The organism is Bacillus sp. TH17 (genome assembly GCF_016651125.1).
GTDB classification, from domain to species: domain Bacteria; phylum Bacillota; class Bacilli; order Bacillales; family Bacillaceae_G; genus Bacillus_A; species Bacillus_A mycoides.
The window spans coordinates 2570293-2596865 of the sequence record NZ_JAEKEN010000001.1; the positions used below are offsets into that span (position 1 = coordinate 2570293).

At 33.5% G+C, this 26573-nt stretch carries 18 protein-coding genes and 6 pseudogenes; 2 read left to right on the forward strand and 22 right to left on the reverse strand.

Annotation, left to right across the window (positions count from 1 at the left end; genetic code table 11):
- Positions 1 to 47 precede the first annotated feature (47 nt).
- The 8 genes and pseudogenes from JFT95_RS13110 to JFT95_RS13145 form a co-directional block, all read right to left on the reverse strand.
- Positions 48 to 482, reverse strand: a complete 435-nt coding sequence (locus tag JFT95_RS13110) for a ferritin-like domain-containing protein (protein ID WP_201052465.1) — start codon at positions 480 to 482, stop codon at positions 48 to 50.
- A gap of 297 nt (positions 483 to 779) precedes the next feature.
- Positions 780 to 2146, reverse strand: a pseudogene (locus tag JFT95_RS13115) (FtsX-like permease family protein).
- A 185-nt stretch (positions 2147 to 2331) separates the two neighbouring features.
- A complete protein-coding gene (locus JFT95_RS13120) occupies positions 2332 to 3516 on the reverse strand; it encodes an ABC transporter permease (protein WP_201052467.1) in 1185 nt (394 codons plus the stop codon).
- Positions 3517 to 3518: 2 nt separating this feature from the next.
- Positions 3519 to 4193 (reverse strand): ABC transporter ATP-binding protein, encoded by a 675-nt coding sequence (locus tag JFT95_RS13125; protein WP_088039702.1) that lies wholly within the window; start codon positions 4191 to 4193, stop codon positions 3519 to 3521.
- On the reverse strand, positions 4190 to 5284 hold the full coding sequence (locus tag JFT95_RS13130; RefSeq protein WP_201052469.1) for an efflux RND transporter periplasmic adaptor subunit: 1095 nt from the start codon (positions 5282 to 5284) through the stop codon (positions 4190 to 4192). Before JFT95_RS13130 ends, JFT95_RS13125 begins: the two co-directional genes overlap by 4 nt.
- Before the next feature lie 224 nt (positions 5285 to 5508).
- Positions 5509 to 6603: a HAMP domain-containing sensor histidine kinase gene (locus tag JFT95_RS13135; protein WP_201052471.1), complete on the reverse strand. Its 1095-nt coding sequence runs from the start codon at positions 6601 to 6603 to the stop codon at positions 5509 to 5511.
- Positions 6596 to 7293 (reverse strand): annotated as a pseudogene (locus JFT95_RS13140) (response regulator transcription factor). Before JFT95_RS13140 ends, JFT95_RS13135 begins: the two are co-directional and overlap by 8 nt.
- A 423-nt stretch (positions 7294 to 7716) precedes the next feature.
- A complete protein-coding gene (locus JFT95_RS13145; protein WP_201052473.1) occupies positions 7717 to 8898 on the reverse strand; it encodes a YhgE/Pip domain-containing protein in 1182 nt (393 codons plus the stop codon).
- 170 nt (positions 8899 to 9068) lie between these two features.
- On the opposite strand from JFT95_RS13145, the gene JFT95_RS13150 reads away from it, so the two are divergent.
- The gene (locus JFT95_RS13150) at positions 9069 to 9686 is read left to right on the forward strand and encodes a TetR/AcrR family transcriptional regulator (protein WP_002084688.1); all 618 of its coding nucleotides are present in this window, start codon (positions 9069 to 9071) and stop codon (positions 9684 to 9686) included.
- A gap of 55 nt (positions 9687 to 9741) precedes the next feature.
- On the opposite strand, the gene ppsA is transcribed toward JFT95_RS13150, so the two are convergent.
- The 10 genes and pseudogenes from ppsA to JFT95_RS13200 all read right to left on the reverse strand — a co-directional run bounded on the left by ppsA (position 9742) and on the right by JFT95_RS13200 (position 22230).
- Positions 9742 to 12348 carry a phosphoenolpyruvate synthase gene (gene ppsA / locus JFT95_RS13155; RefSeq protein WP_201052475.1) on the reverse strand — a complete coding sequence of 869 codons (2607 nt, stop codon included), beginning with the start codon at positions 12346 to 12348 and terminating at the stop codon, positions 9742 to 9744.
- 130 nt (positions 12349 to 12478) lie between these two features.
- The gene (locus JFT95_RS13160) at positions 12479 to 12820 is read right to left on the reverse strand and encodes a YolD-like family protein (protein ID WP_088039707.1); all 342 of its coding nucleotides are present in this window, start codon (positions 12818 to 12820) and stop codon (positions 12479 to 12481) included.
- Positions 12817 to 13368 (reverse strand): annotated as a pseudogene (locus JFT95_RS13165) (DinB/UmuC family translesion DNA polymerase); the annotation flags it as partial. The gene JFT95_RS13160 and the pseudogene JFT95_RS13165, both read right to left, overlap by 4 nt.
- Before the next feature lie 100 nt (positions 13369 to 13468).
- On the reverse strand, positions 13469 to 15280 hold the full coding sequence (locus tag JFT95_RS13170; RefSeq protein WP_201052478.1) for a reverse transcriptase/maturase family protein: 1812 nt from the start codon (positions 15278 to 15280) through the stop codon (positions 13469 to 13471).
- 558 nt (positions 15281 to 15838) lie between these two features.
- Positions 15839 to 16552: pseudogene (locus tag JFT95_RS13175) on the reverse strand (Y-family DNA polymerase); the annotation flags it as partial.
- A gap of 542 nt (positions 16553 to 17094) precedes the next feature.
- Positions 17095 to 17838 (reverse strand): annotated as a pseudogene (locus tag JFT95_RS13180) (M15 family metallopeptidase).
- 37 nt (positions 17839 to 17875) lie between these two features.
- On the reverse strand, positions 17876 to 18685 hold the full coding sequence (locus JFT95_RS13185; RefSeq protein ID WP_201052480.1) for a peptidoglycan-N-acetylglucosamine deacetylase: 810 nt from the start codon (positions 18683 to 18685) through the stop codon (positions 17876 to 17878).
- 224 nt (positions 18686 to 18909) lie between these two features.
- Complete coding sequence (locus JFT95_RS13190; RefSeq protein WP_201053651.1) at positions 18910 to 20754, reverse strand: HAMP domain-containing sensor histidine kinase; 1845 nt, start codon at positions 20752 to 20754, stop codon at positions 18910 to 18912.
- A complete protein-coding gene (locus tag JFT95_RS13195; protein WP_201052481.1) occupies positions 20754 to 21434 on the reverse strand; it encodes a response regulator transcription factor in 681 nt (226 codons plus the stop codon). Before JFT95_RS13195 ends, JFT95_RS13190 begins: the two co-directional genes overlap by 1 nt.
- Before the next feature lie 28 nt (positions 21435 to 21462).
- Positions 21463 to 22230, reverse strand: coding sequence for a C39 family peptidase (locus JFT95_RS13200; RefSeq protein ID WP_088039711.1), 768 nt, complete (start codon positions 22228 to 22230; stop codon positions 21463 to 21465).
- A 478-nt stretch (positions 22231 to 22708) separates the two neighbouring features.
- On the opposite strand from JFT95_RS13200, the pseudogene JFT95_RS13205 reads away from it, so the two are divergent.
- Positions 22709 to 23073, forward strand: a pseudogene (locus JFT95_RS13205) (YxeA family protein).
- A 115-nt stretch (positions 23074 to 23188) separates the two neighbouring features.
- Here the strand turns inward: JFT95_RS13205 and JFT95_RS13210 are convergent.
- The 4 genes from JFT95_RS13210 to JFT95_RS13225 all read right to left on the reverse strand — a co-directional run bounded on the left by JFT95_RS13210 (position 23189) and on the right by JFT95_RS13225 (position 26549).
- The gene (locus JFT95_RS13210; protein WP_201052482.1) at positions 23189 to 23899 is read right to left on the reverse strand and encodes an alpha/beta hydrolase; all 711 of its coding nucleotides are present in this window, start codon (positions 23897 to 23899) and stop codon (positions 23189 to 23191) included.
- A gap of 115 nt (positions 23900 to 24014) precedes the next feature.
- Positions 24015 to 24380, reverse strand: a complete 366-nt coding sequence (locus JFT95_RS13215) for a YxeA family protein (protein WP_002137124.1) — start codon at positions 24378 to 24380, stop codon at positions 24015 to 24017.
- Between the two features lie 385 nt (positions 24381 to 24765).
- Positions 24766 to 25260: a DUF4358 domain-containing protein gene (locus JFT95_RS13220; RefSeq protein ID WP_201053653.1), complete on the reverse strand. Its 495-nt coding sequence runs from the start codon at positions 25258 to 25260 to the stop codon at positions 24766 to 24768.
- A 149-nt stretch (positions 25261 to 25409) separates the two neighbouring features.
- Positions 25410 to 26549, reverse strand: coding sequence for a DHHW family protein (locus JFT95_RS13225; protein WP_201052483.1), 1140 nt, complete (start codon positions 26547 to 26549; stop codon positions 25410 to 25412).
- Positions 26550 to 26573 lie beyond the last annotated feature (24 nt).

Below are 26573 nucleotides of genomic sequence, written 5' to 3' on the forward strand. Positions count from 1 at the left end.
AAATAATTTCTAATATGTTCAGCACATCAGCCATTCATTTTTAACACTCACTTCGACTTCACAAAATAATATAAAAACCACACCGCATGATTTTGTTCATCTGCAGCTATTCTGCGCAATAACTCTTTCATAGATGCATCTGCTGCTTCATCTGAAATTTCCAAGTAAAAATCTACGGTCTTTTGCTCATCTTGTATAGCGAACTCTAATCCCTGTAAGTACGTATTAGGGAAATTTTCCGTAATCTGTGGTTTCGGCTGTCTGCCAGTTAAATTCGTATAGATTTGTACAAAATGATGAAAATGTCTTATTTCATCATTACGGATTTCAAGAATTTGTTTTTGTTCTACTTGATTTGGAGCCATGTTAGCTAATTTTGCATAACAGCTTATAGCGCTATACTCTCCGTTTATAGCTTTTTCAATATCACTAATTAGCTTATCATTCTGTCTATACCAATCATCATAATTCGAATTATACATCGTATCCCCTCCGTTATTTCACATAACATTTTATGCATTTCGAAATAGTAGGAGCATGTATACATAAAAGAACAGCATGGACTCATTCTTATAGCCCTTTTACTCCAATCCTTTTAAAACATTGAAAAAGCCTAACCATCACTACTTTCATTTCCTGTCGATTAAATATTCTATAATGATTTCACCACAAAAAAAACGCTTCACTACTAGTGAAACGTTTTTATCTTTTAAATGTTTAATTCAGTTTTATTTCCTCTTCTTATTTTATTGACATCACATCAAAAAAATTATTGATTCTTATTTATACACAATTTTAAAATACGAATAAACAGTTAACACATAATACCCAAAGTAAATTATACAATATGCACCACTACTAATTAAAATAGGAATAATGATGTTATATATAGGCATGTTGTTTATTATTGGTATCGCAAATAAGCTATGAACAAGTCCGACTATTAGAGGTGAAATAAAACTAAAGCTAACTTGCTTCGAAATTGACTTTCTTACCTCTTTTTTCGTAACACCTATTTTACGAAGAGTTTCATAATATCTCTGATTAGCATACGCTTCAGATAATTGTTTATAATATATAATTGAACCTGTTGCCAATACAAATATAACCCCTAAAAAACTTCCAATAAATAACGCAACTCCATACAGTTGCATAAAATCTCCATTTGTTTCAGATTGCCCTACATAATACCCTGCTGCGACTGTACTAATTGCAGTTAAAGCTGTGGCGCTTAATATAGCAATTGTTGCAAGTAACTTAGCGTTTCCTTTTACTCGGTATAATAATTGCGAAATGTTTATTATATTTACACCGCTATAAAATATTTCTCTTTTACTTCTAATTTTCTTTAAAACAATAACTGTATAAGAAGTGAATAGAAAATATGTCCCAAAAACAACTACAAACAAAATAAAAACTGGAATCATTATAGGATTTATAATAGGGTTCATAGGATCAATGGGATTCCGCACAATATTTACTACTTCACGGAAGAAGCCTGCTAGTATATATCCTAATCCCATTAAAATAAGGCCTATATACGCCCTAAGTACAGAACCTTTTGGCATCCGTTCTCCTTGATGATTAGCTTGAAACATTTCAATCAATGGAAATTTATAAATAATGCGAGAGTTTTTCCATGCTGTATATAATAAAATAGATAAAAAGACGATGAACGTGTCTATTATTGCTTTTATAGATAACTCGAAATGAATAGGCACATTTAATTTCATTAAACTCATTAGCAGTTCTAAAAATAACTTAAAACTTATACTGCCAATCAGTATGCCAACTACTAAAGCAACGCCTCCCATTATCATAGTCTCACAAAATAACATCGTACCAATTTGTTTTTTAGTTATTCCTAGTAAAGAATATAATCCTACCTCTTTTTTACGTTTCCTTATAAAAAAGTTAGTAGAGTAAATAATAAATATGGCTATAAAAATAATGAGAATCACTTTTGAAGATTGAAGAACACTATTAATCATCACATTATTAACCATTTCTTTTTTATTTGAGTACTATATCGAAGTGATGCAAATATAAAATAGATAAGCATACTTGAAGCTAACGATACAAAATAGAGTATATACTCTTTAAAATTACGCCGTATATTACGTTGAACTATATCAAATAAATTCATTTATCTTAACCTCCAGGAAATGATTGATGCAAAATATTACAAAGAGTAATGCTAGATAAGGTCACCAGCCATCCCTCCAGAAATAGAAGATATTACATCAATGACTTGCTGAAAAAAAGAGTGAATACTCGCAGGAGTATTTACTCTTTTTTGAAAACACCTTAATAAAAAATTACCCTTTTCACTTATTCATACCGCAGACACTCGATTGGATCCAATTTAGCAGCTTTATTAGCTGGCAGTATACCAAAGACAATACCAATTGACATCGATATTCCAACTGAGAGTAATCCAAGACTTACAGAAATAACTAGTGGCCATTCACCTATTGATGAAGCGATCCAAGCAAAAAACATACCTAATCCAAAACCAACCGCCCCGCCTAATGACGTTAAAATACATGCTTCGATGAGAAATTGTGTTAATATTTTTCCTCTCGTTGCACCGAGCGCTTTTCGAATACCTATTTCACGTGTACGCTCTGTAACGGATACTAACATAATATTCATCACACCAATACCACCTACAATTAAGGAAATACCAGCAATACTAGCAAATACTATTTTCATCGTTCGTGTTGACTCTTCTATTTTTTGACCATATGCTTTCGTATCCTCCACTGTAAAAGAATGCTCAAATTCTGGGGATTTCAATTCATTCAATACAGATATAGCTTGTTTTTCTACAGCCTCTCGCTCACTTGGAGAAGATAACTTAATTTTCACTGTATCGTATTCCTCAATCCCTGCAATTAAAGGTGCATTGTCGATAGACGTATATCCTTCATACAATTTAAATTGACGTTGAAAACCGTCTTCATATTTGTACACCCCGACAACCTTATATGGTTTTCCTTTTATATCTATATACAAATCATCTTTCCAAGTATCAAATAGTGTTTTAAATAAATCTTCAGCTACAATTACAACAGGAATTGGCTTTTTCAGTTCATCCGGTGTTAACTCTCGCCCATGCACCATTTTCATTTTAGAATCCTGCATAAAATTTCCTGTTCCACCATTTAAACTAAAGGAAACATTTTTTGATCCTGTATATACTTTTACGTCCATATGCACATTGGGATACACATCTTTTACACCTCGTATCACTTGCAATTGCTTTACCATATGTGGTGTAATTTTTGCTTTTTCTGCCGGAGAATCGGGGTTGAAGTATTCTATTTTAAGTTCATCCATATGCTGATTCTCTGCAAGTTCCTTTTGCATCTTTGCAGTCTGTCCATCTCCCATTGAAATAATTGTAATAATTGCACTGATTCCAATAATAATGCCTAGCATTGTTAATATAGATCGCATTTTATGCGCAAAAATAGAAGATATGGCCATGCGTATATTTTCATTCGTATTCAAATTTATTCTCTCCAATCTTGTACGATATTGCCGTCACGAATTACAATTTGACGTACTGCTGCTTCTCCGATTTCACGATCGTGAGTAATCATAATAATCGTTGAACCTTGTTTATTTAATTCGTAAAAGAGCTCCATAATTTGTTCACTCGTTTTCGTATCAAGTGCACCAGTTGGTTCATCGGCTAAAATAAATTTCGGATTATTTACAATTGCACGCGCTACAGCAACACGCTGTTTTTGACCACCTGATAACTCACTTGGAAGATGAGTAGCACGTTCAGCTAACCCAACTTTCGTTAAAGCAGCTAACGAACGCTCACGTCTTTCTTTTTTATCAACTCCTGCATAAATAAGAGGTAATTCTACATTTTGAAGTGCTGTAAGCCTTGGTAGTAACATGAAATTTTGAAATACAAAGCCGATTTCTTTATTACGAACGTGTGCAAGTTCTGTTTCAGACATGGTTGAAATATTTTGACCAGCTAGCTCATACGTACCTGCCGTTGGTTTATCTAAACAACCGATAATGTTCATTAAGGTTGACTTACCAGAACCCGATGGTCCCATAATGGAAGTGAATTCCCCCTGATTCAGTATTATATCGATTCCATGTAATACTTGGACGGACTCTGTACCGTTTTGAAAAGATTTCGTGATGCCTTTTAAATGAATCATTTTGTGTTAACCTCCATACCATCTTTTACATTTTTCATAGGTTCAGAGATAATTTGTACACCTTTTTTCACTCCAGTAACTTTTGCTTCATGATCCGTTTCAAATTCAACCGTAACTACTTGTTCTTTCACTTTTCCATCTTTTACAACGAAGACAACATCTTTGTCACCTTTTTTCACCATACTGCTTTTCGGAACGATTGTACCTGTCGCTTCACCTGTTTTATTGGTCACGTTTACGTGGAAACCGTTTTGTAATCCTTCACTATCGTTCAATGTAACAGTGAATGGATAGCTGGAAACTGTTTTGTTTTCATCCATATTTTTTAATGGTGTGGATCCGATTTCTGTAACTTTTCCTGTCCACGTCTTACTAGATACAGTTTTTGATGAAACTATTACTTCTTGCCCAATCTTCACACTCGCAAGCTCATATTCAGAGATTTGACCTTTTACTTTAAATGGACCAGCGTGACGAAGTGTAATTCCGCTCATACCAGCATCATTATTTTTGACGATGTCATCAATTACACCATCAGCCGGGCTCGTTACAGAAAGTGTGTTCACTTTCTCTTTTGCTGATTTAATCATTTCATCAGCTTTTTCTACTTCAAACTTTTTCATTTCAAGTTGCGATTCTAATTGTTGCACTTCGATTTCTGATGCTTTTAACGCTTCCTCAGGAAGACCAGCGTTTTTATCTTTTTTTAGTTTCTGCTTCGCTGCATCCATTTGTTTCTGATGCAATGTTACTTCTTTTTGTGCGATTTTCTTTTGCATTTCCGCTTTTGTTACACCTTGTTTAGTAATAGAGTCATTATATTTAAAAAGAAGCTGTCCTTTTTTTACTTCATCACCTTTTTTAACAGCTAATTCATTCGTACCTTTTGTTGGATCGAATGAAATTGCTTCTATACCATTTGGGATAACTTCGCCACCTAATTTTTGCTCATTCTCTATTTGTTTTTCTGTCACTTCATATATTTTATAAGTTTTAACTGGTTCAGATTCTCCTGCAAATATCATATACGACCCGACTCCTAAACCAATTGTTATCACACCAACGATGACTAGTTTTTTTGCTTTCTTCATATCATAATATCCTCACTTTTTCACGTGTTTTACTTTTAGAAACTGTACGTCCTTTTCTTTAATAATTTTTGAACGTTTTTGAAAATGATATATAAAGCTCCCGTACATACTATGTACAATATAAAAAGCCCCACTTTTTCATTACCAGTTCCTCCTTGACCTAACATATGTATAGGATAGAAAAAACTAATTAAATAAAAAGTGGGGCAAACATTAAATTTTTATTAAATTCTTGAACTCTCTTCTTTTGGCAATCTTACTTCAAATATTGTTCTAATTACATTACTTTCTGCTGAAATCGTCCCATTATGCTGTTCAACTATATTTTTAGCAATAAATAACCCAAGGCCCGTACCACCCTGCTGCCCTGTTCTTGCTTTATCACCTGTATAAAGCATGTCAAAAAGATAGGGCAAATCTTCTTCTGGAATGCTATCTCCATAATTAATAATTTGTACGATAACCTCTCCATTATCAATATATCCATTCATATCAACAAATTGTCCATTATCTCCGTATCTAACTGCATTTGTTACAAGATTTTCAAATACTCGAGCTAACAAATTCCCGTCACCGTAAATATATAAATGAGGATTAACATTCAATCTAGCTTGTAAATGATGTTTCTCCAATAATGGATACAATTCCTCATCTAACTGTATAAGCAACTCACTTATATTAATTGTTTTTTTATCTAACTTTAGCACGCCATAATTCATTCGCGTAATTTCAAATAACTCATCAATTAAACTTTCAAGTCGCTGCGATTTCGCAAATGCAATCATAGAAAAATGTTTAATCTGCTCCTTCGACAAATTCTCATCTTTAAGAATTAAATCTAAATAACCTAAAACTGATGTTAATGGCGTTCTTAAGTCATGGGCTAAGTTAACAACGAGCTGATTTTTACTACTTTCTGCAAAGTCACCTCTCTCAACCGCCTCTTTTAATTTTTCACTCGCTATATTCATTTCACGCGCAATCTCGCCAAATTCATCATTTGAAGTAATATGAACTTTCTTTGTAAAATCACCGTTAGCAAGATGGTGAATACCGTTAGAAATTTCATTAAAATATTTTAAGTATGGTTTTGTTAAAAAGAAAAAGAATACAACAGATAATGGGATAAAACACATTAAAAAGAATTTAATATCTACGATTGGTCTAAATTGGGCTAAGTAATCTTCGTAACGTACCATCGTTCTATAATAAAGCTGTAATACTTTATAGATTATATATGTTCCGCCAGCTGCTAACACCATGCTTAGCGCAAACAAAGCAATCATTTTAAAACGAAAACTTCTCATCATGTTAGCCATTGAAAGTATAACCTACCCCCCATACCGTTTTTATTAACTTATTCTTTCTTGTATCCTCCCCAATTTTTTTCGTAAAGTACGAATATGTACCGCAACTGTACTTCCCCCATCATAATAATCATCCGCCCACACTTGCTGAAGGATATTTTCCACACTGTACACTTTTTTCGGATGGCTCACTAATAAATATAAAATATCAAACTCTTTTGGGGTTAATTCAATTTGTTCTCCGTATACATTTAGCTTTCGTTGCTCAAGATTAATAACCACTCCGCCTACTTCTAAAACGGATTTATTCTCCTCTACTTTCGGTTGATTTAACGTAAGAAATCGACGTAGTTGTGCATTTACACGTGCAACTAATTCAATTGGGGCAAAAGGCTTTGTCATATAATCATCCGCACCTAGTACAAGACCTGTCACCTTATCAAAATCAGATGTTTTCGCGCTTAGAAAAATGATTGGCATATTATACTTCACAAGAATTTGTCGCGTTACTTCATAACCATCCATTTTTGGCATCATAATATCTAAAATAACTAAATCAATTGGTTGCGATTGAATAATAAGAACAGCTTCTTCTCCATCAGTAGCTTTCACAACATGATAACCTTCTTTTTCTAAATGTATCCCAATTAATTCAGCAATTTCCACCTCATCATCCGCTATTAAAATTGAAATCTGCTTCATTTTTCTCTTCCCCTCATTCCTTTTTCATACGTCCAATTTTAAACTAGTCTATTTTGTTTATATCATCTTAAAAGAACATTATTATGAAATCCTTACTTTTTAGAGATAATTTCGAGTACTATATTTCTTCTGCATTTTTTTGCATGTTTATGTTTTGTTAACTTTGCAACACCCTCTACGATTTCACATTTTATAGTAGAAAATGTAGAAAAACTAACAAAAATAAAGTATATTAGGGACAATAATTCTATAATACAACAAAGTTTTCAGTAGGATTTCTTCATCCCAAGCCTAGCTAATGGACAGTTAGTTTAAAAAACAGCTAACTCCCTTTCATTATATCAATATATTTTGTACCCTTACTTGTATTTCAACATAAAAACCGTTCCACTACTAGTGAAACGGTTTTTCCTTTACTTATTTTTATGCATTCACTTCAGTTTTTTGTTCCTTTACTACACTACGTTTGAAAGCAGTCGCTAAAATAATAACCATACTTACTACGCCAATCCAAACGAGCACAGTAAGGGGTGTACTCCAGCTTAACCCTTTTCCAAAGAAGAATATTTCTCTAAGCCCTTCAATCATAAATCGCATTGGCAACCATGCGTACACCCAATCTTGATAAAATGGTGACATCATTTCAGGCGCTAATGCTAATAGCGGTGCCCCAAAGAAAAGTAATAGAGCGAATATACCTATACCCTTTAGTCCAACTAATGAAAGCACCGCAGAAATCATTAAGAAGAAACAAAAAGAAGTAATGGATAAGAACAAAGCCGTATCCGTGAAATTCGGGATATTTAATCCTACCATTCCATCCGCAATCCATGTAAGACCAAATCCAATTACAAGTGTAGCAATTGCTCCTGTTACTATTTGTTTTAGTTTCAATACGAAGTTCTCTTTTCTTGTACTCACTTGTGTTTTACTTATCGCAATAAAGATAATTGCTGCGCTCGCTAAACTTGCAATCCATAACGGCTGGAATAAAGACATTGGCGAGTTACCGTTCGCACTATTTTTGCCGATTTCATTCACATTTGTCACTTTCTTCGTAATAGGTGTTACTACATTTGAAACTTGGTCTGCTGTTAATGTAGCTCCTTTTGCTTTCAATCCTTCTAATAGTTGTGTACGAACAGTATTGTTCATATTATCAACTACCCCATTTAACATTTGTCCTGCCATAGTTGATGCTGCTGTATTCATTCCTTGATTGATGAATATTTCTACCTCTGGCGAAGATGGCCGTGGTGTTCGTAATGATGCTTGTTTTGTGCTAAAGTCTTTCGGAATAACTAATGCTGCATAATATTCTTGATTATTTAAGCCTTTTTGAACTGCTTCTTTATTCTGCACTTCTACCCACTTTACCGCAGGTTCTTCCTCTGATTTTGATGTCTTTTTCATATTATCAACAATCGTTTGCCCCATATTCATCTTCGGTTGATTCGGAATTTCTACTCCTTGATCCTCATTTACAATTGCGATTGGTAAGTTTTTCGGCTTAGGTTGAACGGTTGGAAATAATGTTAATGAAAAAATAAAAACAACAAGTAGTGCAATAACTGGAGATAACAATAAAAGTTTGTTTTTAAACATTTTCTTTTCTCCTCCTTTAATTTGATTTATAATAACCAACAACGTGTTGTTTATTTATATTTGAATTATATGTTCGAGTTGAACCTTATACAATAATCAAAAATCGTGAATGTGTCGGTTATAAGACACATCCTTGAAATGTGTTGGCTAAAATTAAGGAGGGACATACTTTGCGCGATAGTAATTTAGATTTACGTGTTATTCGTACGAAAACTGCCATACGAAATGCATTAGTGGAATTAATTGAGGAAAAAGGTTTTGACGCCATTACAGTGAAAGATATTACTACGAAAGCAAACATAAATCGTGGTACATTTTATACACATTACCAAGATAAATTTGATTTAATGACAAAATGCCAAGAAGAAATTATGTATGAATTTTCTAGCATTGCTAAACAGAGATTACCGGAAGTTATTGCTGATCTTGGATCAAGCCCTTCCCCAACAATGCCATTTATACTTATCGCTTCTATTCTTGAATTTCTAAATGAAAATAGTGATTTTATGAAAGCTGTACTAAGCCCAAAAGGAGATTTATCTTTCCAAACGAAACTGAAAGACTTTATGTGGAAAACACTATTTGAAGATACGAATGGTCCTCTCATTAATAAGGAGAATTTACTTGTCCCAAGCCAATACTTAGCTTCTTATATGGCATCTGCTCATATAGGTGTCATTCAACAATGGTTAAATAATGGACAAAAAGAAACACCTGAGGAGATTGCTCGTATTTTATCAACAATCGCAGTTCATGGACCTTTTTATGCGGCTGGTTTAAAGAAATAAGTCCGCTATATAATAAAAGATCATCCACTATAATAGCGGATGATCTTTTATTTCATTACAACACTTCAATATAGCCTTCTGTTCCATGTACCCGAATTCGTTGTCCGTCTTTTATTAATTTCGTAGCATTCTCTACCCCGACGACTGCTGGTAATCCATATTCACGTGCAATAACTGCTCCGTGCGTCATAAGTCCGCCAACTTCGGTAACTAACCCTTTTATAGACACAAATAACGGTGTCCAGCCCGGGTCAGTAAAAGCAGTAACTACTATATCTCCCTCTTCTAAATTCGCATCTTCCATATTTAAAATAACGCGTGCTCTCCCCTCAATCACTCCTGAAGAAACAGGCAAACCTACAATCGCGTCAGCCGGAAGATTTTCTCGTTTATATTTACCTGTAATGATTTCTCCATCAGACGTCATTACACGTGGAGGCGTTAGTTTTTCATATAATTTGTAATCATTTTTTTGTTTATGAATAAGCTCGTAATCTAGTTTATTCGTAAGGACAACTTCGTGAAGTTCTTCAAAAGTTAGATAGTATATATCATCGACTACATGAATGACACCGCTCTGCACAAGTTGTTCAGTTTCTTTCAATAATGCCTTCTTATATATGAAATAACGATTAATCATACCGTATTTTGGATATTCACGATAACCGATAAAATTCCGGATGTTACGAATCATTCGCTTCGTCTCTTCTACTTTTTGTTTACCATCCGGCAAATGCTGCAATCGATCTACTAACTCCTCTTCTTTTTTCAAAGCTTCTTGCAACCCTTCTTCAAACTTCCGTTTACTAGCGCCATCTTCAAAGTCTCTTATATTATTTAAAATCATTGGGATAATGGTTGTTGGCTTTTCACTCCAGCGCGTTTTCGTAATGTCGATTTCTCCGCTGCATCTCATTCCGTATTTATTTAGAAAAGTTTGAATGGCATCTCGAGCTTTTTCTCCGCCTTTAAATTGAACTAATTCATCTAAAAAGTTATCATTTTCTACATGCTGTAAATACGCAATAACTTCTGGATATGGCCGAATCACATCAGCAACATCGAGTAATGCTAGCCCCATTTCAGACGTAATATTGTTTTGTACTGATTGAGAAAGTGTGTCTGCTGCATTCTTTTCGCCTAACCATTGCTCCATCTTTTCATTGATCCATGTTGAAGCGTCCATACCTGCCATAATGACAGCCATACTTTGCGGATGAAATAATATTTTCTTTAATTGCTGCATATCTTCCAAAATAAAATCAAGTACATCCACCCCTGATTTCGTTTGCATGTTTCGTTTTAACTCTTCGATTGATGCTTGATTCATCTTTATTAAATCCGTAACGATCGCTGGATTATTTTCGATTTTTGGTTGTGAACTTGCAGGTGGTCCACTTTTACCAACACTCTTTTCTTTTTCATCATCTGGTAACAATATAATAAAATCATCTCGCTCGACTACAGTCGTTAATGCATCTTTAATAAGCGGTTCCGAATTCCCTATCATATTTAATAAAAGTTCTCTACTAGTAGGCGAAGCCAATCTTTGTGCAACATCAACAAACAACCTTCCTCCAGCTTGAAACCTCTGTCCAAAAGATGTTAACTGAAATAAAGACATTCCTAATGGCTTCAAGGGATCGGTCATCATTTGCTGGTGACCAACCGATACATACACATGATTTTCCCCATCATTTACTTCTGGTATTGGATATAAAGTCGTGATTGGGCGACTTTGGACAATATAAAATGTATCATCCACTAAACACCATTCAATATCTTGCGGACAACCAAAATAAGCTTCAATCTGTCTTCCGATCTGTGCTAGTTGTAAAATTTGTTGTTCAGACAATGTTTGAATTTTTTGCTGAGCCGGATCAATCTGCCCTGTCTCCGTTCCGCCCTCTTTTAAAGCATAAATAGCTAATTTTTTAGTTGCTATCATCTTTCCAGTAATTTCGCCTTCTTTTACTTTATAATTATCGGCAGAGACCAGTCCTGATACTAACGCCTCACCAAGTCCAAAACTGGCATCAATTGATACTACCTTTCGGTTAGAAGTAACCGGATCAGCAGTAAATAAAATTCCCGAAGCCTCAGGGAAAACCATTTTTTGAACGACAACACATATAGAAACTTGATTATGTTCAAAATCATTTTGCATGCGGTACATAACTGCTCGCTCTGTAAATAAAGAAGCCCAGCACTTTCTTACATGCTGCAAAATCGCTTCTTCTCCGATAATATTTAAATACGTATCTTGTTGACCAGCAAACGAGGCATATGGCAAATCTTCAGCCGTAGCACTAGAACGCACTGCATAAGCATGTTCATTTCCAAAACGTGAGAGATAATGAGCTACCGCTTCCACTACTTCAGAAGGAATTTCTACTGCCATAATGACTTCTCTAATCTTCTTACTAATTCCACCAATTTGGGCTCGCTCTTCCATTTTCAACTTTGTTAGCTGCTGCAACAAAGTTTGAAGCTCGTCATTTTGCTCGATGGCCTTTTCATACCCTACCGTTGTAACACAAAAACCTTCTGGCACTTGTATACCTTGAATGTTTGATAATGCCCCTAAATTCAATCCTTTTCCGCCAACGAGTGAAAGCTGCGTTTTTTCTATTTCCTGAAAATCGAGAACGAAAGAACTCATTTAACATCTCTCCTTACTGTGCATGTGTTCTTGATTGTAGCAGTAGTAAATAAGAATAAACAGTCTATTTCGAACGTGATTTACATGATATAATTAAGTTAGGAAGAGATGATTTTTTATTTCTCCCCCTCTAATTCACTTCAATTACATCAACAAACTTAAAAATTTGTTTATTATGAAATGCATCAGTACATATAATCGTCTCATTTATTGGATTAATATTAACTACTGTTATGTAATTTTTATATAGATAGCCATCTTTATAATATGTAAGTAAAACCTCTTCTTCACCTAAAAATGAACATAGCAGCTTATTTTCAATCATTTCCTTTGCATCTTGCGTTAAAATTGGACGCGGGACTTTTGTTTGCTCCTGTATCATTTCTTTAATACAGACGAACTGTTCTGGCATACTAGCAAACGGTTGCCATTTTACCATTCCTCTTCCTTTTGGCATATTAGCATTCTTCACGATTTGTGCCCTCCTAATAATGTGTTTCTATATCTTGCTGTTGCGACGCTTGTGTAAGAAATGCCACGTAAAATACTGTTCTTACCAAATCGTGTTCGAATTTCGTCCATAACCTTCGTTAATCTCATTTCTTTTCCTCTTTGTATAATGTTATCGAAAAACGAAATTTGCTCTTCTCCTTCATGTATTAAATTTGTTAAGGAAAGACTTATCGAGCGAATCGGCTCTCCTGTATGCCGTTCGTATAAAAAATATGTACAAACGTTGTAAATATCCATCGTTAAATTTGTTGCTCTGTTTAACGTATGTGCCTTTCTTATTCCCCCGCCATATTCCTTGCTATACCCGACTGAAAAATGTATCGTTTGCGCGTATTTCTTTTCCCTTCTCAACCTATAACAAACTTCTTCTACATGCTCTAATAAAATAACGACGAATTCTTCTATCGAATAATCACGATATAATATTTGGCTTTTCGCTAAAGATGTTGTCGCTGGAACATATTTCTCTGCTATTCTGCTAAAATCAATCCCCTTACTATGCAAGTGGTAGGATAAGCACCCAACGTCTTGACATATTGCTATGTTAGATTTTCGTGTGCTTTCCTCCAAACCGTACGTACATCTCTCGATGTATACGGCTTTCCACTTATCCATCCAGCTTTCCGCTGTGTAGGTCTTGGTGACACCTTGTACATAATGCTAAGGTTTTCCTTTTCCTTGCTATCATTTTCTTTTCCCACAGCTTTTTGCCTTCCAAGTCTTTCAATTTTTTAACATGATGCATTTCTAAAGGTGCATCACTTTTTCCACACCATTCACATTTGTTTGCGCACAATCTCTTGATTAAGCTATTACGCCACCATAGTTGTGAATTTGGTAGATTGTCTTGAACTATATTCATAATCTTGTCTTTTCTTCGAAATCCATCGTGGTAAAAGTAACTGATTCTTTTCTCGGATTTTGTTTGATATTGAATAGCTAAATCTCCCTTAACTTTATATTTTGTCATTACTTTAGCTACAGATGTTTTATGTTTTGCAGCTAGAGTTTTGACGAAACTATATTTCATAAAGTAGTGGAAGCTTTGGAGTGTACAAACGTTTTCTGCAAGACTGTAATAGTTATATAGTCCTCTTATCTCCGCATTGTACGTGTTTAATATTTCTAGTTCGTCATTATTTAGGAGATAAGTGCGATGCCATATTCTCCATTTCCCATCTGCCATGATGCGTAGAGCTCCATATTGTTTGAGCTTTTCAATCCATTTTTCCGAAGGAAGATACAGTTTACATCTCATAATTTGGTGTCTGGTTAGAAATCCATTTTTATCACGTTTAGTAACTGGCATTCTATTTACTGTGATGTTATATCCTAAGAATCTTGCTTTTTTTGAGCTATGTGTGATTAGTGTTTTTTCTTGTGACAATTCAAGTTTTAGCTTGTCTCTTAAGAAGTTTGTTAGATCTTCTTTAACTTTTACCGCATCCGCTTTGTTACCAATTATCCCCACAAGAAAGTCATCCGCGTATCTGACATATTGAATTCTTTTGTATGAGTCATCCATGGGGTCTCCAAAAGGAGTTTTAAGCAACTCTTCTTTCAAGGATTTATATTTTATAATTCCTTGCTTCTTTTCTTGTTCCGTGAGCTGTCCCCAGTTTTCCTTTAGTTGTTTTCTGTGTTTGTATGTTAGGTATTCCTGACGTTTGTAGGCTTTTGTAGTTTTCCTTTTTGTTCCTTTAGAAAACTCTTTTTGGTACTCTTCCATAAAAGTATCTAATTCTGTTAGATACACGTTAGATAAAAGTGGGCTGATGATTCCCCCTTGTGGGGTGCCACTATAGCTACCTCGATACTTCCATTCTTCTAGGTATCCTGCTCGTAGAAATTTCCATATTAGGCGAATAAATTTCTCATCAGTTATCCGCCTTCTTAGTAATGCTATAAGTGTGTGGTGGTCGATATTGTCGAAAAAACCACTAATATCCCCTTCAACGAACCATTTCATCCCAGTGAAAGTTTTACGTACTTTGTGTAAAGCCGTATGACAGCTCCGTTTGGGACGAAAACCATGAGAGCTTTCCTTGAAACTCATTTCATATATCGCTTCGAGTATCATTCGAATAACTTCTTGTAGAAGTTTATCCTTGAATGTTGGTATACCTAATGGACGCTTTGAGCCATTCTTTTTAGGTATGAAGACCCGCTTGGAGGGGTGTGGTTGATAACTCTCATCTTTTAGCGATTCTATTAGGATATTTATTTTCTCCAAACTGAAACCATCGATGTTTTTTCCATCAGTCCCTTTTGTCATATTTCCTTGATTAGAGCTGATATTTGTGTAGGCTTTTAGATAAAAGGCTGGATTGTATAGATTTCTGTAAAGACGATTATATTTATAGTTTTTATTGTTAGACTTTGTTACTAGACTGCCTAATACATCATCTGGATTTCTCATGAGCCTCACGCTCCTTCCATCGTGTATATAGCTGGATAAGCTGTTCCCCTTTGCCTTGTAATAGGCTTTCCCTATCTCTGACTACTACGAGAACTCCGTTACCATGTCAGGTATTCAAGTTCCAGAAAACCATAGCCCTATGGGCTTCCTGATTTAGGTAATCCCCGTTTAGATGTATGTTGACATAGCTATTTGTAATGTCGGATGCGACTTTCACCTTTTATCCTTTACTAGGATTGCCTAATCTATCGTATTGCTGGAATTAGCAGAACTGCAATACTAATTCCCTGAGATTATACAGCGTTTATAAGTACTTTCCGCTGTAGCCGGCGATGGGACTACTCAGGTTATCGTTCAAGTAATGCAACCTTCATCCTTGTTTACAATTCTCATCTCGCCATTCAGTCGTGACTTAGTACTTAGTCAACTTATGACTTTCCTAACATGCTACACTCCCCGTTTAGTTTCCTTCCCGGATAAGTTAGGTGATGACAGGCGTTGCAATATATCCTGCTGTCTTGCTATCGACAGATTCAAACATACCCCTTACGGGCGCACTAATTCTTCTCCTATTACACCAAAAGATTGCTTTAAATATTTCAATGGATACTCTGCTAGTTCTCCAATTGTATGTATACCTTTTCGATTCAGCTTCATTTCCGTTTTATACGATATACCCCAAAATTTACTGAGTGGTCTAATACTCCATAACTTCTCGGGTATATCGTCATATGTCCAATACGCTATTCCATCTTTATTCTTTTTCGCTTCCACATCCATCGCTACTTTACTCAATAATAAATTCGGTCCGATACCAATCGTACTTTCGATCCGTGTACGTTCATATATTTCTCGCTTGAACTTTAAAGCAAACTCGCACGGATTACTCGCAAACAAATGAATACTTGCAGTCATATCCATAAAAAACTCATCAATACTATATTGGTGAAAATCTTCCGGCGCAACATACTGTAAAGCTAAGCCCGTTATGTAAGTTGAACACTTCATATACGTATGCATAATGGGATTCACAATAATAACATCTGGCCGCTTCGGTATTTCATACAACCGTGCCATTTTCTTAATTCCTAACGCTTTTAATGGCAGTGTTGCCGCTAATACGATTGATCCACTACGGTTTACATCTCCTACGACAGCCAATTTTGTATATCGTGGATCAAGTCCTTTTTTAATACATGATACGCTTGCATAAAAGCTACGAAGATCTACACATAAAATAATACGATTCGGTAAAAGAGAATAATCATACAAGGTTGTCACTCCTAATAAAAAGAACGTTTGTTCTTATTATATACGAACTAACGTTCTTTTTAAAGGTATTTTCATGAAAATTTTGGTTAAAATAACCTTACTTTAAAAAATCTAAAAAACACTTAAGGAATTCCCCTCAATATTCAAATGCTAATATTTTTTCACCATTAGGCATTACACTGTATTAGCCATAAAAAATCTCACTAAATGTATCCTTGGTAACATGAGTATATAAAAAATAAACTTCTTATCTATGCACTATCAATCATGGAGAGAAGCTATGTCTACAGAATAGTTAGAAGTTCAAGTAACTCATGAGGATAAAAAACTACTACAAACAAAACCAATTAAATCTTTATTATCAAAACATAATTTATATAAGTTCCTTCGCTTCTTATATGTATGAAGATAATAAAATCGTTTCCTTTTGTATCCAAAAGTAAAACAACTGCCTATCAAATTTTTAGATAGGCAGTTGTTCAAGTTAGTAAAATAAAGTATCGTACTGTGTTATCAGCAAAATATGGTAATTCACTCCAGTTTTATTGTCTCTCATTCATATATTCTTCTAAAGTGAGGTTTTCCTTGTATATTTTTTCAGCGACACCCCCTACATAGCGAATGTGCCAAGGTTCATACGCATAACCTGTTACATTCGCCTTTTCCTTTGGATAACGAATAATAAATCCTGCACGATGCGCATTTTCTTTCAGCCATTTCCCTTCCTTAGTTTTAGCAAACGATAGCTCTAGTTCATTATTTGCACTTGTTGAAGAAACATCCATCGTTAAGCCTGTTTGATGTTCGCTATGTCCTGGTTTTGCTGAAAACCGATCTGTATGCTCTTGCCCCTTTCTTTTCGCATTATTTTCATACAGTCTTTTTTGATAGTTATATGAACGAAAGCCTGAAACAGCATTCAACTGGATACCTTCTTGATTTGCTAAACTAAATAACGTTTCTCACGCTTCAGCTGCTTCTTTACGTAGATGACTCTTTTCTAAAATTCCTTTAAATGCGAATGGTACATTTGGTACTACTAAATCTTCAGGTTTATAATTAGCGGGTAGGTCATATTCTTTATTTACTACTATATCTATATGATCAGAAGAACTTCCTTCATCTTTCAAATCCTCATTCTCCCTATTATCTTTCTTTACAGCGTGCTTATTAGATTCATAGCTTTTATTATCAGATGCTTTACCAATAGATTGATCGATATAAGTAATGGAAATACATATCATCACAATCATACAAACACTTATACCTATTAACTTATTTCTCACTATTCATTTCCTTCCTATCCATACTAAACTTTTATATTTATAGCCGACTATCATGCCAGAAATTTAACGAAAAATGTGATGACTCACTATACGTCTCAAATTCATAACCTTTTTCCTTTAACCCCTTAATAATAAACGGTACTGCTTTAACAGATTGCTGGTGAATATCATGTAATAGTATTACTTCTCTATTTTGAGTTGCCTTGGAAACGACATTATTGACTATTTGAGGCACAGATTGCCCTAGTGGTAACTTGGTGAGTTTCCAATCAAATGAATCAATCGTCCAGTCCCATACTTTTAACTGATTTTCAACAATTTGAGTCCTTATATTTTCTGTAAATCCTGTAGAACCATAAGGCGGTCTTGTCAATGTTGGTTTATGCTCAATAATATTTTCTATAACTTTTTGAGTCTCTTTCATTTCAATTACATATTTATTTTCTTTATATAACACCTTATAGTTGTGAGTCATACTGTGCATTCCTACATAATGACCTTCCATTGCCTCTCTTTTTACCTCTTTTACATATTGATTAATATTTGGACCGATTAAAAAGAAAGTAGCTTTCACGTCATTTTCTTTTAAAGTATTTAATAACTCAGAAGTATATTTACTAGGACCATCATCAAATGTTAAATATGCTACCTTTCTTACTTTACCGTTGTATATATCCGGTACGCTTTTTTCATTCTCTACCTTCATTTGATTACTTACTAGTTGAACAGAGTTCACCTGATCTCGTATAGCTTTAGCTGGAGAAGTAATACATTGAAATAGAAAAAAACCTCCAGTAACACAAATAAGTATAGTCATCATACTTACAATTTTTTTATACCTAATCATCTAAAAATCCCTTTCTGTACATCTTTATATTCCTTTTCAATCATACTTAAGGCATATCAAGTTCATATCAAGTTAAAATGAATTTTACTTTTTAAAAATAATGAATCTACAGTGCAATCTTTCTATTGTTAATAGATTCTTAATAAAAATCATTAAACAAAAAAGGTGCGAAGCCTTAAATTAGACTTTGCACCTTTGCTGTTTACTACAACTGTTTTATATTACTACTTTCCATCCCAATTTTCTAAACGGAAGTAGAACAATACACCATCCTCAGTATTGGTAACGCCGTACTTTGCATCATGTAAATCAAATATGTTTTTTACAATAGAAAGCCCCAGACCCGTTCCACCACATACTCGTTTTCTTGATTTATCCACCCTATAGAATTGATCCCATATTTTATCTATATTTTCTTCTGCTATATGTGAACCTTTATTTTCAAACCCTATATATACGCCATTTTGTTCCTCTTTTACATCTATCACAATGATTTGTTTCGCATCTGTATAATGGATCGCATTTGTAAACAAGTTTGTTATAACCTGTTCCAATAAATTCGTTTTCCCCTTCACACACACTCGATCTATATTTAATTTGATTTTTAGTGATTTTTCGTCAATTTGAACTTGTAAATCTTTTTCTATCTTTTGAATTAAATCACCTATGTTAACTTGCTCCATCTGTATTTGATACGTTCCTGATTCATATTTAGCTAAATTTAGCATTTCATCAATTAGTACATTCATTTTCTCTATTTCTTTTTCTAATGCTTCCCAATAATATTGATTCATTTCAGGTGCAATACCATCTTGCAGCATAGATGCAGATACTTGCATCACACTGAGTGGTGTTTTTAATTCATGTGAAACGCCTGCAATGAAATCTTTTCTTGTCTGTTCTAATTTCTTCTCTTTCTCTAAGTCCTTTTTTAATTGATTGATATACCCTTCCATTCTTTCTGAGAGCTGATTAATATTAGAGGAAAGCTCTCCAATTTCATTTTTCGATTTAATAGAAAGCTTGTCTTGAAACTGAAATTCCATGATTTTCTTTGTAGATTCATTTATCTTTAATAATGGTTTCGTAATAATTCTTGAGTAATACAAACTTACAATCAGTGATAGTACCAACACAAATGCAACAATATATACATAATAATCACTCATTACATCTGTTGCTTTTGTAATTGGTTGCAGCGAAGACAATGCATAAATAAATTCCTTTACTTGCCCATCTTCCATGATTGGTTTTATCGTTTCTAAATACTTGATTCCATTTATGCTAATTTCATTCTGAACCCATTCGTCTCCTTGTAATTTCACTTTATCCATAATCCATTCCGATTGAAATTGCAAAATACGATTTGCAAATACTTCGTTACTATACAACATATTGTTAATTTCTGGATTGGAGTAAACAGGGAAACTAATTTCCTTTACAATTCCTTCTAAAAAATAATACTTTTCGCTTTCCTCTCTTGAAAAAATCTTCAAAGCATTTTTAGCACCATGCATCATGTGTTTATTGATTTGATAATATGAAGGCGAAACAAATCCTCCATCATAGCCTTTTATTTTCAATGTTGTAGGAACGACGATATCCTTATTCGGCCCTTTACTTGCTGTATCCATAATAGCTATCTTATTTGTCTTGTTGATCAAACTTGTAATTAAAGTACTGAAATTAGAATCCATATCTCTCTTTGCATTCATTAAATTATTAAATACAACTTTAGTAGTTCGACTTGGATCATTTTTATCAACCACTTTTATATAGTAATCTCCTGATGGTAGTGTCTTAATATTTGCTTCTCCATCGAGCCGTGCAATCATAATACCTTGCTGATTCGCATAAGAAAGTTCTTTGCTCTGAAGTTTATTTTCATCCTGTTTATGATTTCCATAAAATGTATAATACTGTTGTAATTGCTTTTGAACATTTTCTTTTTCTTTATCTATATACAAATATTTCATCACATACATTTGTCCGAAAAAGATAGTTGCGATAATCATGCAACATAGTAAAAATGTAAGTGTAAATAACTGAAACACGATTTTCTTTCTCATCATTTCTCTACCTCGAACTTATATCCTGTACGAACAACAGTAGTGATGTGCTTTGCTTTCTCACCAAGTTTCAAACGTACATTACGCATGTGTGCAGTTAATGTTTTATCATCTCCATCATAATCATATCCCCAAATATTCGTAATTAATTGCTCTCTTGTTAGCACTTGTTCCTTATGCTGCATTAAAGATTGTAAAATTTCATACTCCGTATGTGTAAAATCTACCTTTTGGTCATCTATTGAAACAGAACGTGCCGATTTATCTAAGCGAATACCACATAAATCAATGCAGTCCTGAAATTGTACATTTTGATTTGTATCTTTGAACAAACGCTTTGCTCTCGCTAATAAAATTGTAGGTTTAAATGGTTTCGTTACATAATCATCTGCCCCTAGTTCAAATCCAAGCAATGTATCATCCTCATCACTTCGAGCCGTTAATAAAATAATAGGAACGTTAGAGTTCTTACGAATACGTCTACAAACTGACCATCCATCCATTACTGGGAGCATAATATCTAGTATGATTAAACTGATATCCTTATCATGCGCAGCAAACAATTCCAATCCAATTTGGCCATCTTCTGCTGTTACCACTTCATATCCATCATGCGAAAAATAATGTGCTACAGTCTCTCGTATAATTTTTTCATCTTCTATAATTAAAACTTTTTTCATTTCTATCCTCATCCAATCTACATTCGCTTTAAATCGAAATGGTCATCGCTTGTCTTCCCATCTGAATCCAAGATTGTTCAAAGTCATTCCGATTAATCGCTCTATGTTTGTCTTTCTTTAGTGGATCGTTAATATATACATATTGTTCATCATAATCTGTCACAACCACACTATGTTGTTGATATGTCACTTTCATTTCCCCTACATCCGTTTTCCAAGTATAAAATTGGTTATCTGGTAAGTGTTTAAACAGAGCATTTGTTATTACCCATACAGGTTGTCCCTGATCTATCATGTTATATATATTTTCAGGTTCTTTATGACTTAAATCCAATACTTTCTCATCTGAAACATACAACTTTGCCAATTCTAAAATCGGCTCTACATAAACACCTAATCCGGGTTTATCAAAAGTAGACATATCTCCAATAAACCCTTTATGCATATTTCCTTTTAAATCATTTGTTTGAAATGGTACATACTTTATTTTAGAAGCCAATTCCATTTTATCTACTTGCACTCCTGAAAATTGTAATACCATAGCGAGACTTGTTACCTCACAACCGCGCATCAATTCTGGTTTTTGCAAGATCAGCGGAACATCTAATGGCTTTATTATCTCTTTTTCTATTGATATATTTTCTTTTTCAATTACTTCTAGTTTTTGTTGGACTTCTTGCATAATGACAGGTTGTTTTCTTTCACTTATAGGACTTTCACTATTTGACATACCTATACATATACCTAGTCCTGCGATAGTTAATAAACAAAATGTTTCTTTCCTAATATATTTCATAAATACCTCTCCTTACTTCTTTCTAAGGAGAGTGTAGCTTGTTCATATTTAGATAATCTCATGTTCATAGAAAGATAAAGAGAAATCTATATCAAGATTATATAAAGATGCTTACGGTTCTGCTCATCATTCAAAGGTTTAGTACGTTTCATAAAAATACATACTACCCTAAACAATCGTATGGGTAATAAATTGTGCTTTCAAGAAGTAATATTTAACTATTTTAAATACATTGACCCGTAACATCCTAAATACTATATGGATGAAAGTCTTCTAGTGCCGTATATTGCAAAGCTAAACCCGTTCATTATGTAAAAGAGAATAATCATACAAGATGATCACGATAGCCATGTGAACATTCGTTCTTTTTACCGTACTTTAAAAATCTATTTAAGAAAAACTTAAGGAATTCCCTGCTATATTCATAAGAAGTTTTTTCTATACTGAAAAATGTAAATACATAAAAGGAGAAACGCTCATGAAGAAATTTGTAATTTGCATACTAGGAATAGGCCTCCCTATATACTTACTACCTTTCATATTACGCGGAGATTTAGACAGATTTAATCCAATTGCTGAAGAAAAAATGTATACGCTATTGCGGAGGAATATGGCGTTCCAGATTACCATCATAAAGGAAGAGCTATGTACTCGCTAAAAGGTGTTGATGAATTAAGGAATGAGAAGGAATATAAAGTAGGAACGAACACTCCTAATGATTTTATAAGAAAAACTTACTTAAAAATTCATGTGAAAGGTAAGTATGTCTATTCCTACGACATTATTTCTGAAAAGGACATTCCGGAGAAAATAAGGGGTCAATTGGAGATAGCAAATAAATAAAAGAGCCAATTCGTACGAGTTGGCTCTTTATTATCTCTCCCACCTACCGTTAGGCTATCTTCCTACACATGCTTGAGATGGGAGAATCCTTTCGGTAAATTTATTACATTCGCTATCAGTGTTTTAATAACCATTCTTCAATTACTTTCACTGTTTCATCTCGTTGTGCTTTTGACGTAATTAAGCTCGCATTATCACCTTTTTGCTCACCATACATGCCAAAATGAGCATGGTTTCCGCCTTTTATCATGTGCATAGTTGTATTCTTTGACATTAACTTTTTATTGTTCTCTATTTTTTCTACAGTTGCTAAAGCATCTACTTCCCCATAAATTGATAACATCGGAAGCGATTTAGTAGAGAAATCCTCTGCAGGATACGAACCTAAGAAAATGATCCCATCTACCTTGTCTTCATGTTGAAAAGCATACTTAGAAATCATAGCTCCCCCCATTGAATGCCCCGCAACATACCATTTTTGAACTTCAGGATACTTTTCAATTACACTGTCTACCACATTGATTCCAAGTATCGCTAAATTTAATGGTAACTTAGGCATCACTACAAAATGCCCATCTTTTGCAAGAGCTTCCCCTAAGTAACTATAAGCCTCAGCTTCTACTTTAGCTCCTTGATAAAAAATAATCCCTACTTTAGCATCTTTCTGTCCAAAAACTATATTATCTTCATCTTTTTTATCATCTACTAACGACAAAGCCTCTTTCGTTGGTTTATAAGTAAACTGAGACCAAACAAAAAAAGTAATACTTCCCATAAGTAAAATACCTAGTAAAGAGTACAGAACAATTTTCATCCACTTCTTCACATATATGCCCTCCCTAAGATGTGTATATTCTATACTTTAAATGAAAAAGGATTCCTCCACAAATGGGGAACCCTTTTTATTATATATATCTGGTCTCGAGGTAACTATTTCTTGATTATTTTTTAATTTTTTCTTTTGCTTTTTCTGGAATATCACTTTCTTTTACTTCCTCTAATGAAAAAACATGACTTCCTTTTACCCGAACTTTTATATAAGTGTCTTGATATTCAGTTTGGCCAGCAATCCCTACTTTAATTTCCGATTCATTTCCTGATTCATCCACTCCATTTAACATGTACATAAATCTCCTAGGGTAATCAGGGTCAGGTTCAGCTGGGCCCTTAGTAAGAGCATAGACATCTTTTTCTTTCACAAGTGGATTATATCTATCTATAATCTCGTTTTCTGTAAAAGTTAATCCCCAAAACGCTATGATTAGCACTACAATTACTCCAGCAATTTTAAATAATAATTCTTTCATGTGTAAATTTCACCTTTCGTTAATTAATATATTTATGACAACATTTATATCTTTGAATTTTGAAAGGATAAATATGTTGTATAAGACATTTCTAAATATAATGGGTATATCTTAATAAAAAGTGAATAAACAACTTAAGTTTTTCTTAATATCCCATTGTAAATTTTCAAATGAGTCATTATCATAACGGACATAGATACTGTAATGGTGAATGAAAGCTATCGAAAAAATAAGCGAGATTCTCAAAGTAGATATCAGTAGCGAAAGAAAAAGCCGATTTCCTTATCGTATAGGAAATCGGCTTTTGGCTTAGTTATTGATTTAGTAATAAAAATGTACGATATGAAAATATTTTTATTTAATCCCTTGTTTTTTCAAATCTATATTACTTAAACATTTCATCGAACGTTTTTTCAATTTTATCAGCATCCTTTGATATTGCTAAAAGGATATAATTATCTTTTGTTTTTAAGACACGTTTTTCTATTAAGAAATATTCTTCTGGAAGATAGTCTTTAAAACTTTTTGATTTTTTTTCAATCCTATTTGAAATTTTCTCTTTAATGCTTTCTACATTTTTCATACCTTTTACTTTCATTACAGCAATTTCATCAGCTTTAATATTTGTAGGAGCGGTATATAGCACAAAACTTTCGACTTCATCAGCATTTATATTATATAGCTTTTGAAGTTTTTTACTATCTCCTTCTTTCATTTCTTCTAAGTTAGTAACATGTTTAATTTTCTCCCCTATTTCTGTAGCTGAAAGGTTATGAACGTTTTCCTTTTTTCCAAAACAACCACTTAAAGCTCCTAAGGTAATCGTACAAACAATAATAGTAATAATGAATTTTATATTAAAAGGTTTCAACAAATTTATCTCCTTTTCATTTAGTTGCTTCAAATATTTAATTTGAGCCAGGATTGTAACGATTTATATTTAATGAATACGGCCATTGACATAAATAAATTAAAGACGAGGATACTGCTCGTTATAGATAGGATATACATTAAATATAATTAATTCATTTATTCAGATAAATCATTTATTGATGCATCTTCAAAGAAAGTATTTCCATTATAAAGCACTAACATATCATTGATTTTATTTTTCTGTACCAACATATTTAGACTATCTGTATAGTACCTAAGGTCGACTATATGGATTTCACTAAAATGCGGTAGTAAAAAAGGCAATAAAGAATTTGCATAAGAATCTTTGACAACTAATAATTTTTTCCCATTCGTATTATCAGTTTTTATTTTTATTAATGGATGATTCCCATTGAAAAATACAGTATATTTATCTTTTTTCTTAATGTTTTCCATTTCATAAAGAGAAGTTGACGTTTTACTTTCATCAATATACTCTACTTTATATTTGTTAGCTTGCTTTGGTTCATATAATTCAATACTATCAGGGTCTATATTTCTAAAGCCCGCTTTTGAATATAGGGATCCATAAAAGCTATTTGTAATCTCTTTAATGTTGAATGAATCACTTTTATTAGGAGTAAATTTCATGTTTTTACCTAGCTCTTGATAAGCATAATATGCGCCTTTAGTAGTCCAATGATGATCGGTTTTATAATATATATATTCATCCTTTTTAGAACTCAATACAGGATATACATCAATAAAGTTTATATCCTTATCTAAAGATTTTTTTACTTTATTAATATACGTAAGCTCATCACTATGAGAAACATAGTTTGGGAGTTTATTTTCTAAAATACTAGTTGCTGTAGGTACTAACATGACTTGCATTTTCACATTAGGATTTGCAAGATGAAAATCATTTATTGCTTCTATTTTGCTATTTACATCTTGTTCTTCAGGCTTACTAAACTTTTGAAATAAAAAGCCATCTTTACCGATATACACACCATTATTCTCTTTCTTTCCTAGTGTGTAGTCCATATCAGATTTCACGTTTATCCAAAAGTCCCTGAATGCAAACTGATCAGAAATATATTTTTCGTAGCTAGAAGTGAACTTTTTCTCTATAAGATTTTGGAAAGAGAACGCCGGAAACTGTTCTAGCTTTCTATTCTCTTCATCTGAAAATGTTTTATTGGGAGTTAGTAAATTTACACTGAACATTCCCCCTATAAAGAGTGTCAATAACCCTGCCATTGTGTGTTTGTATATTTTTTCATACTGATTCAAGTAACTCACCCCTTTCAAACAAAT

Coding starts and splice junctions, on each gene's coding strand:
- JFT95_RS13110 (WP_201052465.1), bottom strand. CDS start 482: ATGTATAATTCGAATTATGATGATTGGTATAGACAGAATGATAAGCTA.
- JFT95_RS13125 (WP_088039702.1), bottom strand. CDS start 4,193: ATGATTCATTTAAAAGGCATCACGAAATCTTTTCAAAACGGTACAGAG.
- JFT95_RS13130 (WP_201052469.1), bottom strand. CDS start 5,284: ATGAAGAAAGCAAAAAAACTAGTCATCGTTGGTGTGATAACAATTGGT.
- JFT95_RS13135 (WP_201052471.1), bottom strand. CDS start 6,603: ATGGCTAACATGATGAGAAGTTTTCGTTTTAAAATGATTGCTTTGTTT.
- JFT95_RS13145 (WP_201052473.1), bottom strand. CDS start 8,898: ATGTTTAAAAACAAACTTTTATTGTTATCTCCAGTTATTGCACTACTT.
- ppsA (WP_201052475.1), bottom strand. CDS start 12,348: ATGAGTTCTTTCGTTCTCGATTTTCAGGAAATAGAAAAAACGCAGCTT.
- JFT95_RS13170 (WP_201052478.1), bottom strand. CDS start 15,280: ATGAGAAATCCAGATGATGTATTAGGCAGTCTAGTAACAAAGTCTAAC.
- JFT95_RS13185 (WP_201052480.1), bottom strand. CDS start 18,685: ATGATTAGGTATAAAAAAATTGTAAGTATGATGACTATACTTATTTGT.
- JFT95_RS13190 (WP_201053651.1), bottom strand. CDS start 20,754: ATGAGAAAGAAAATCGTGTTTCAGTTATTTACACTTACATTTTTACTA.
- JFT95_RS13195 (WP_201052481.1), bottom strand. CDS start 21,434: ATGAAAAAAGTTTTAATTATAGAAGATGAAAAAATTATACGAGAGACT.
- JFT95_RS13200 (WP_088039711.1), bottom strand. CDS start 22,230: ATGAAATATATTAGGAAAGAAACATTTTGTTTATTAACTATCGCAGGA.
- JFT95_RS13215 (WP_002137124.1), bottom strand. CDS start 24,380: ATGAAAGAATTATTATTTAAAATTGCTGGAGTAATTGTAGTGCTAATC.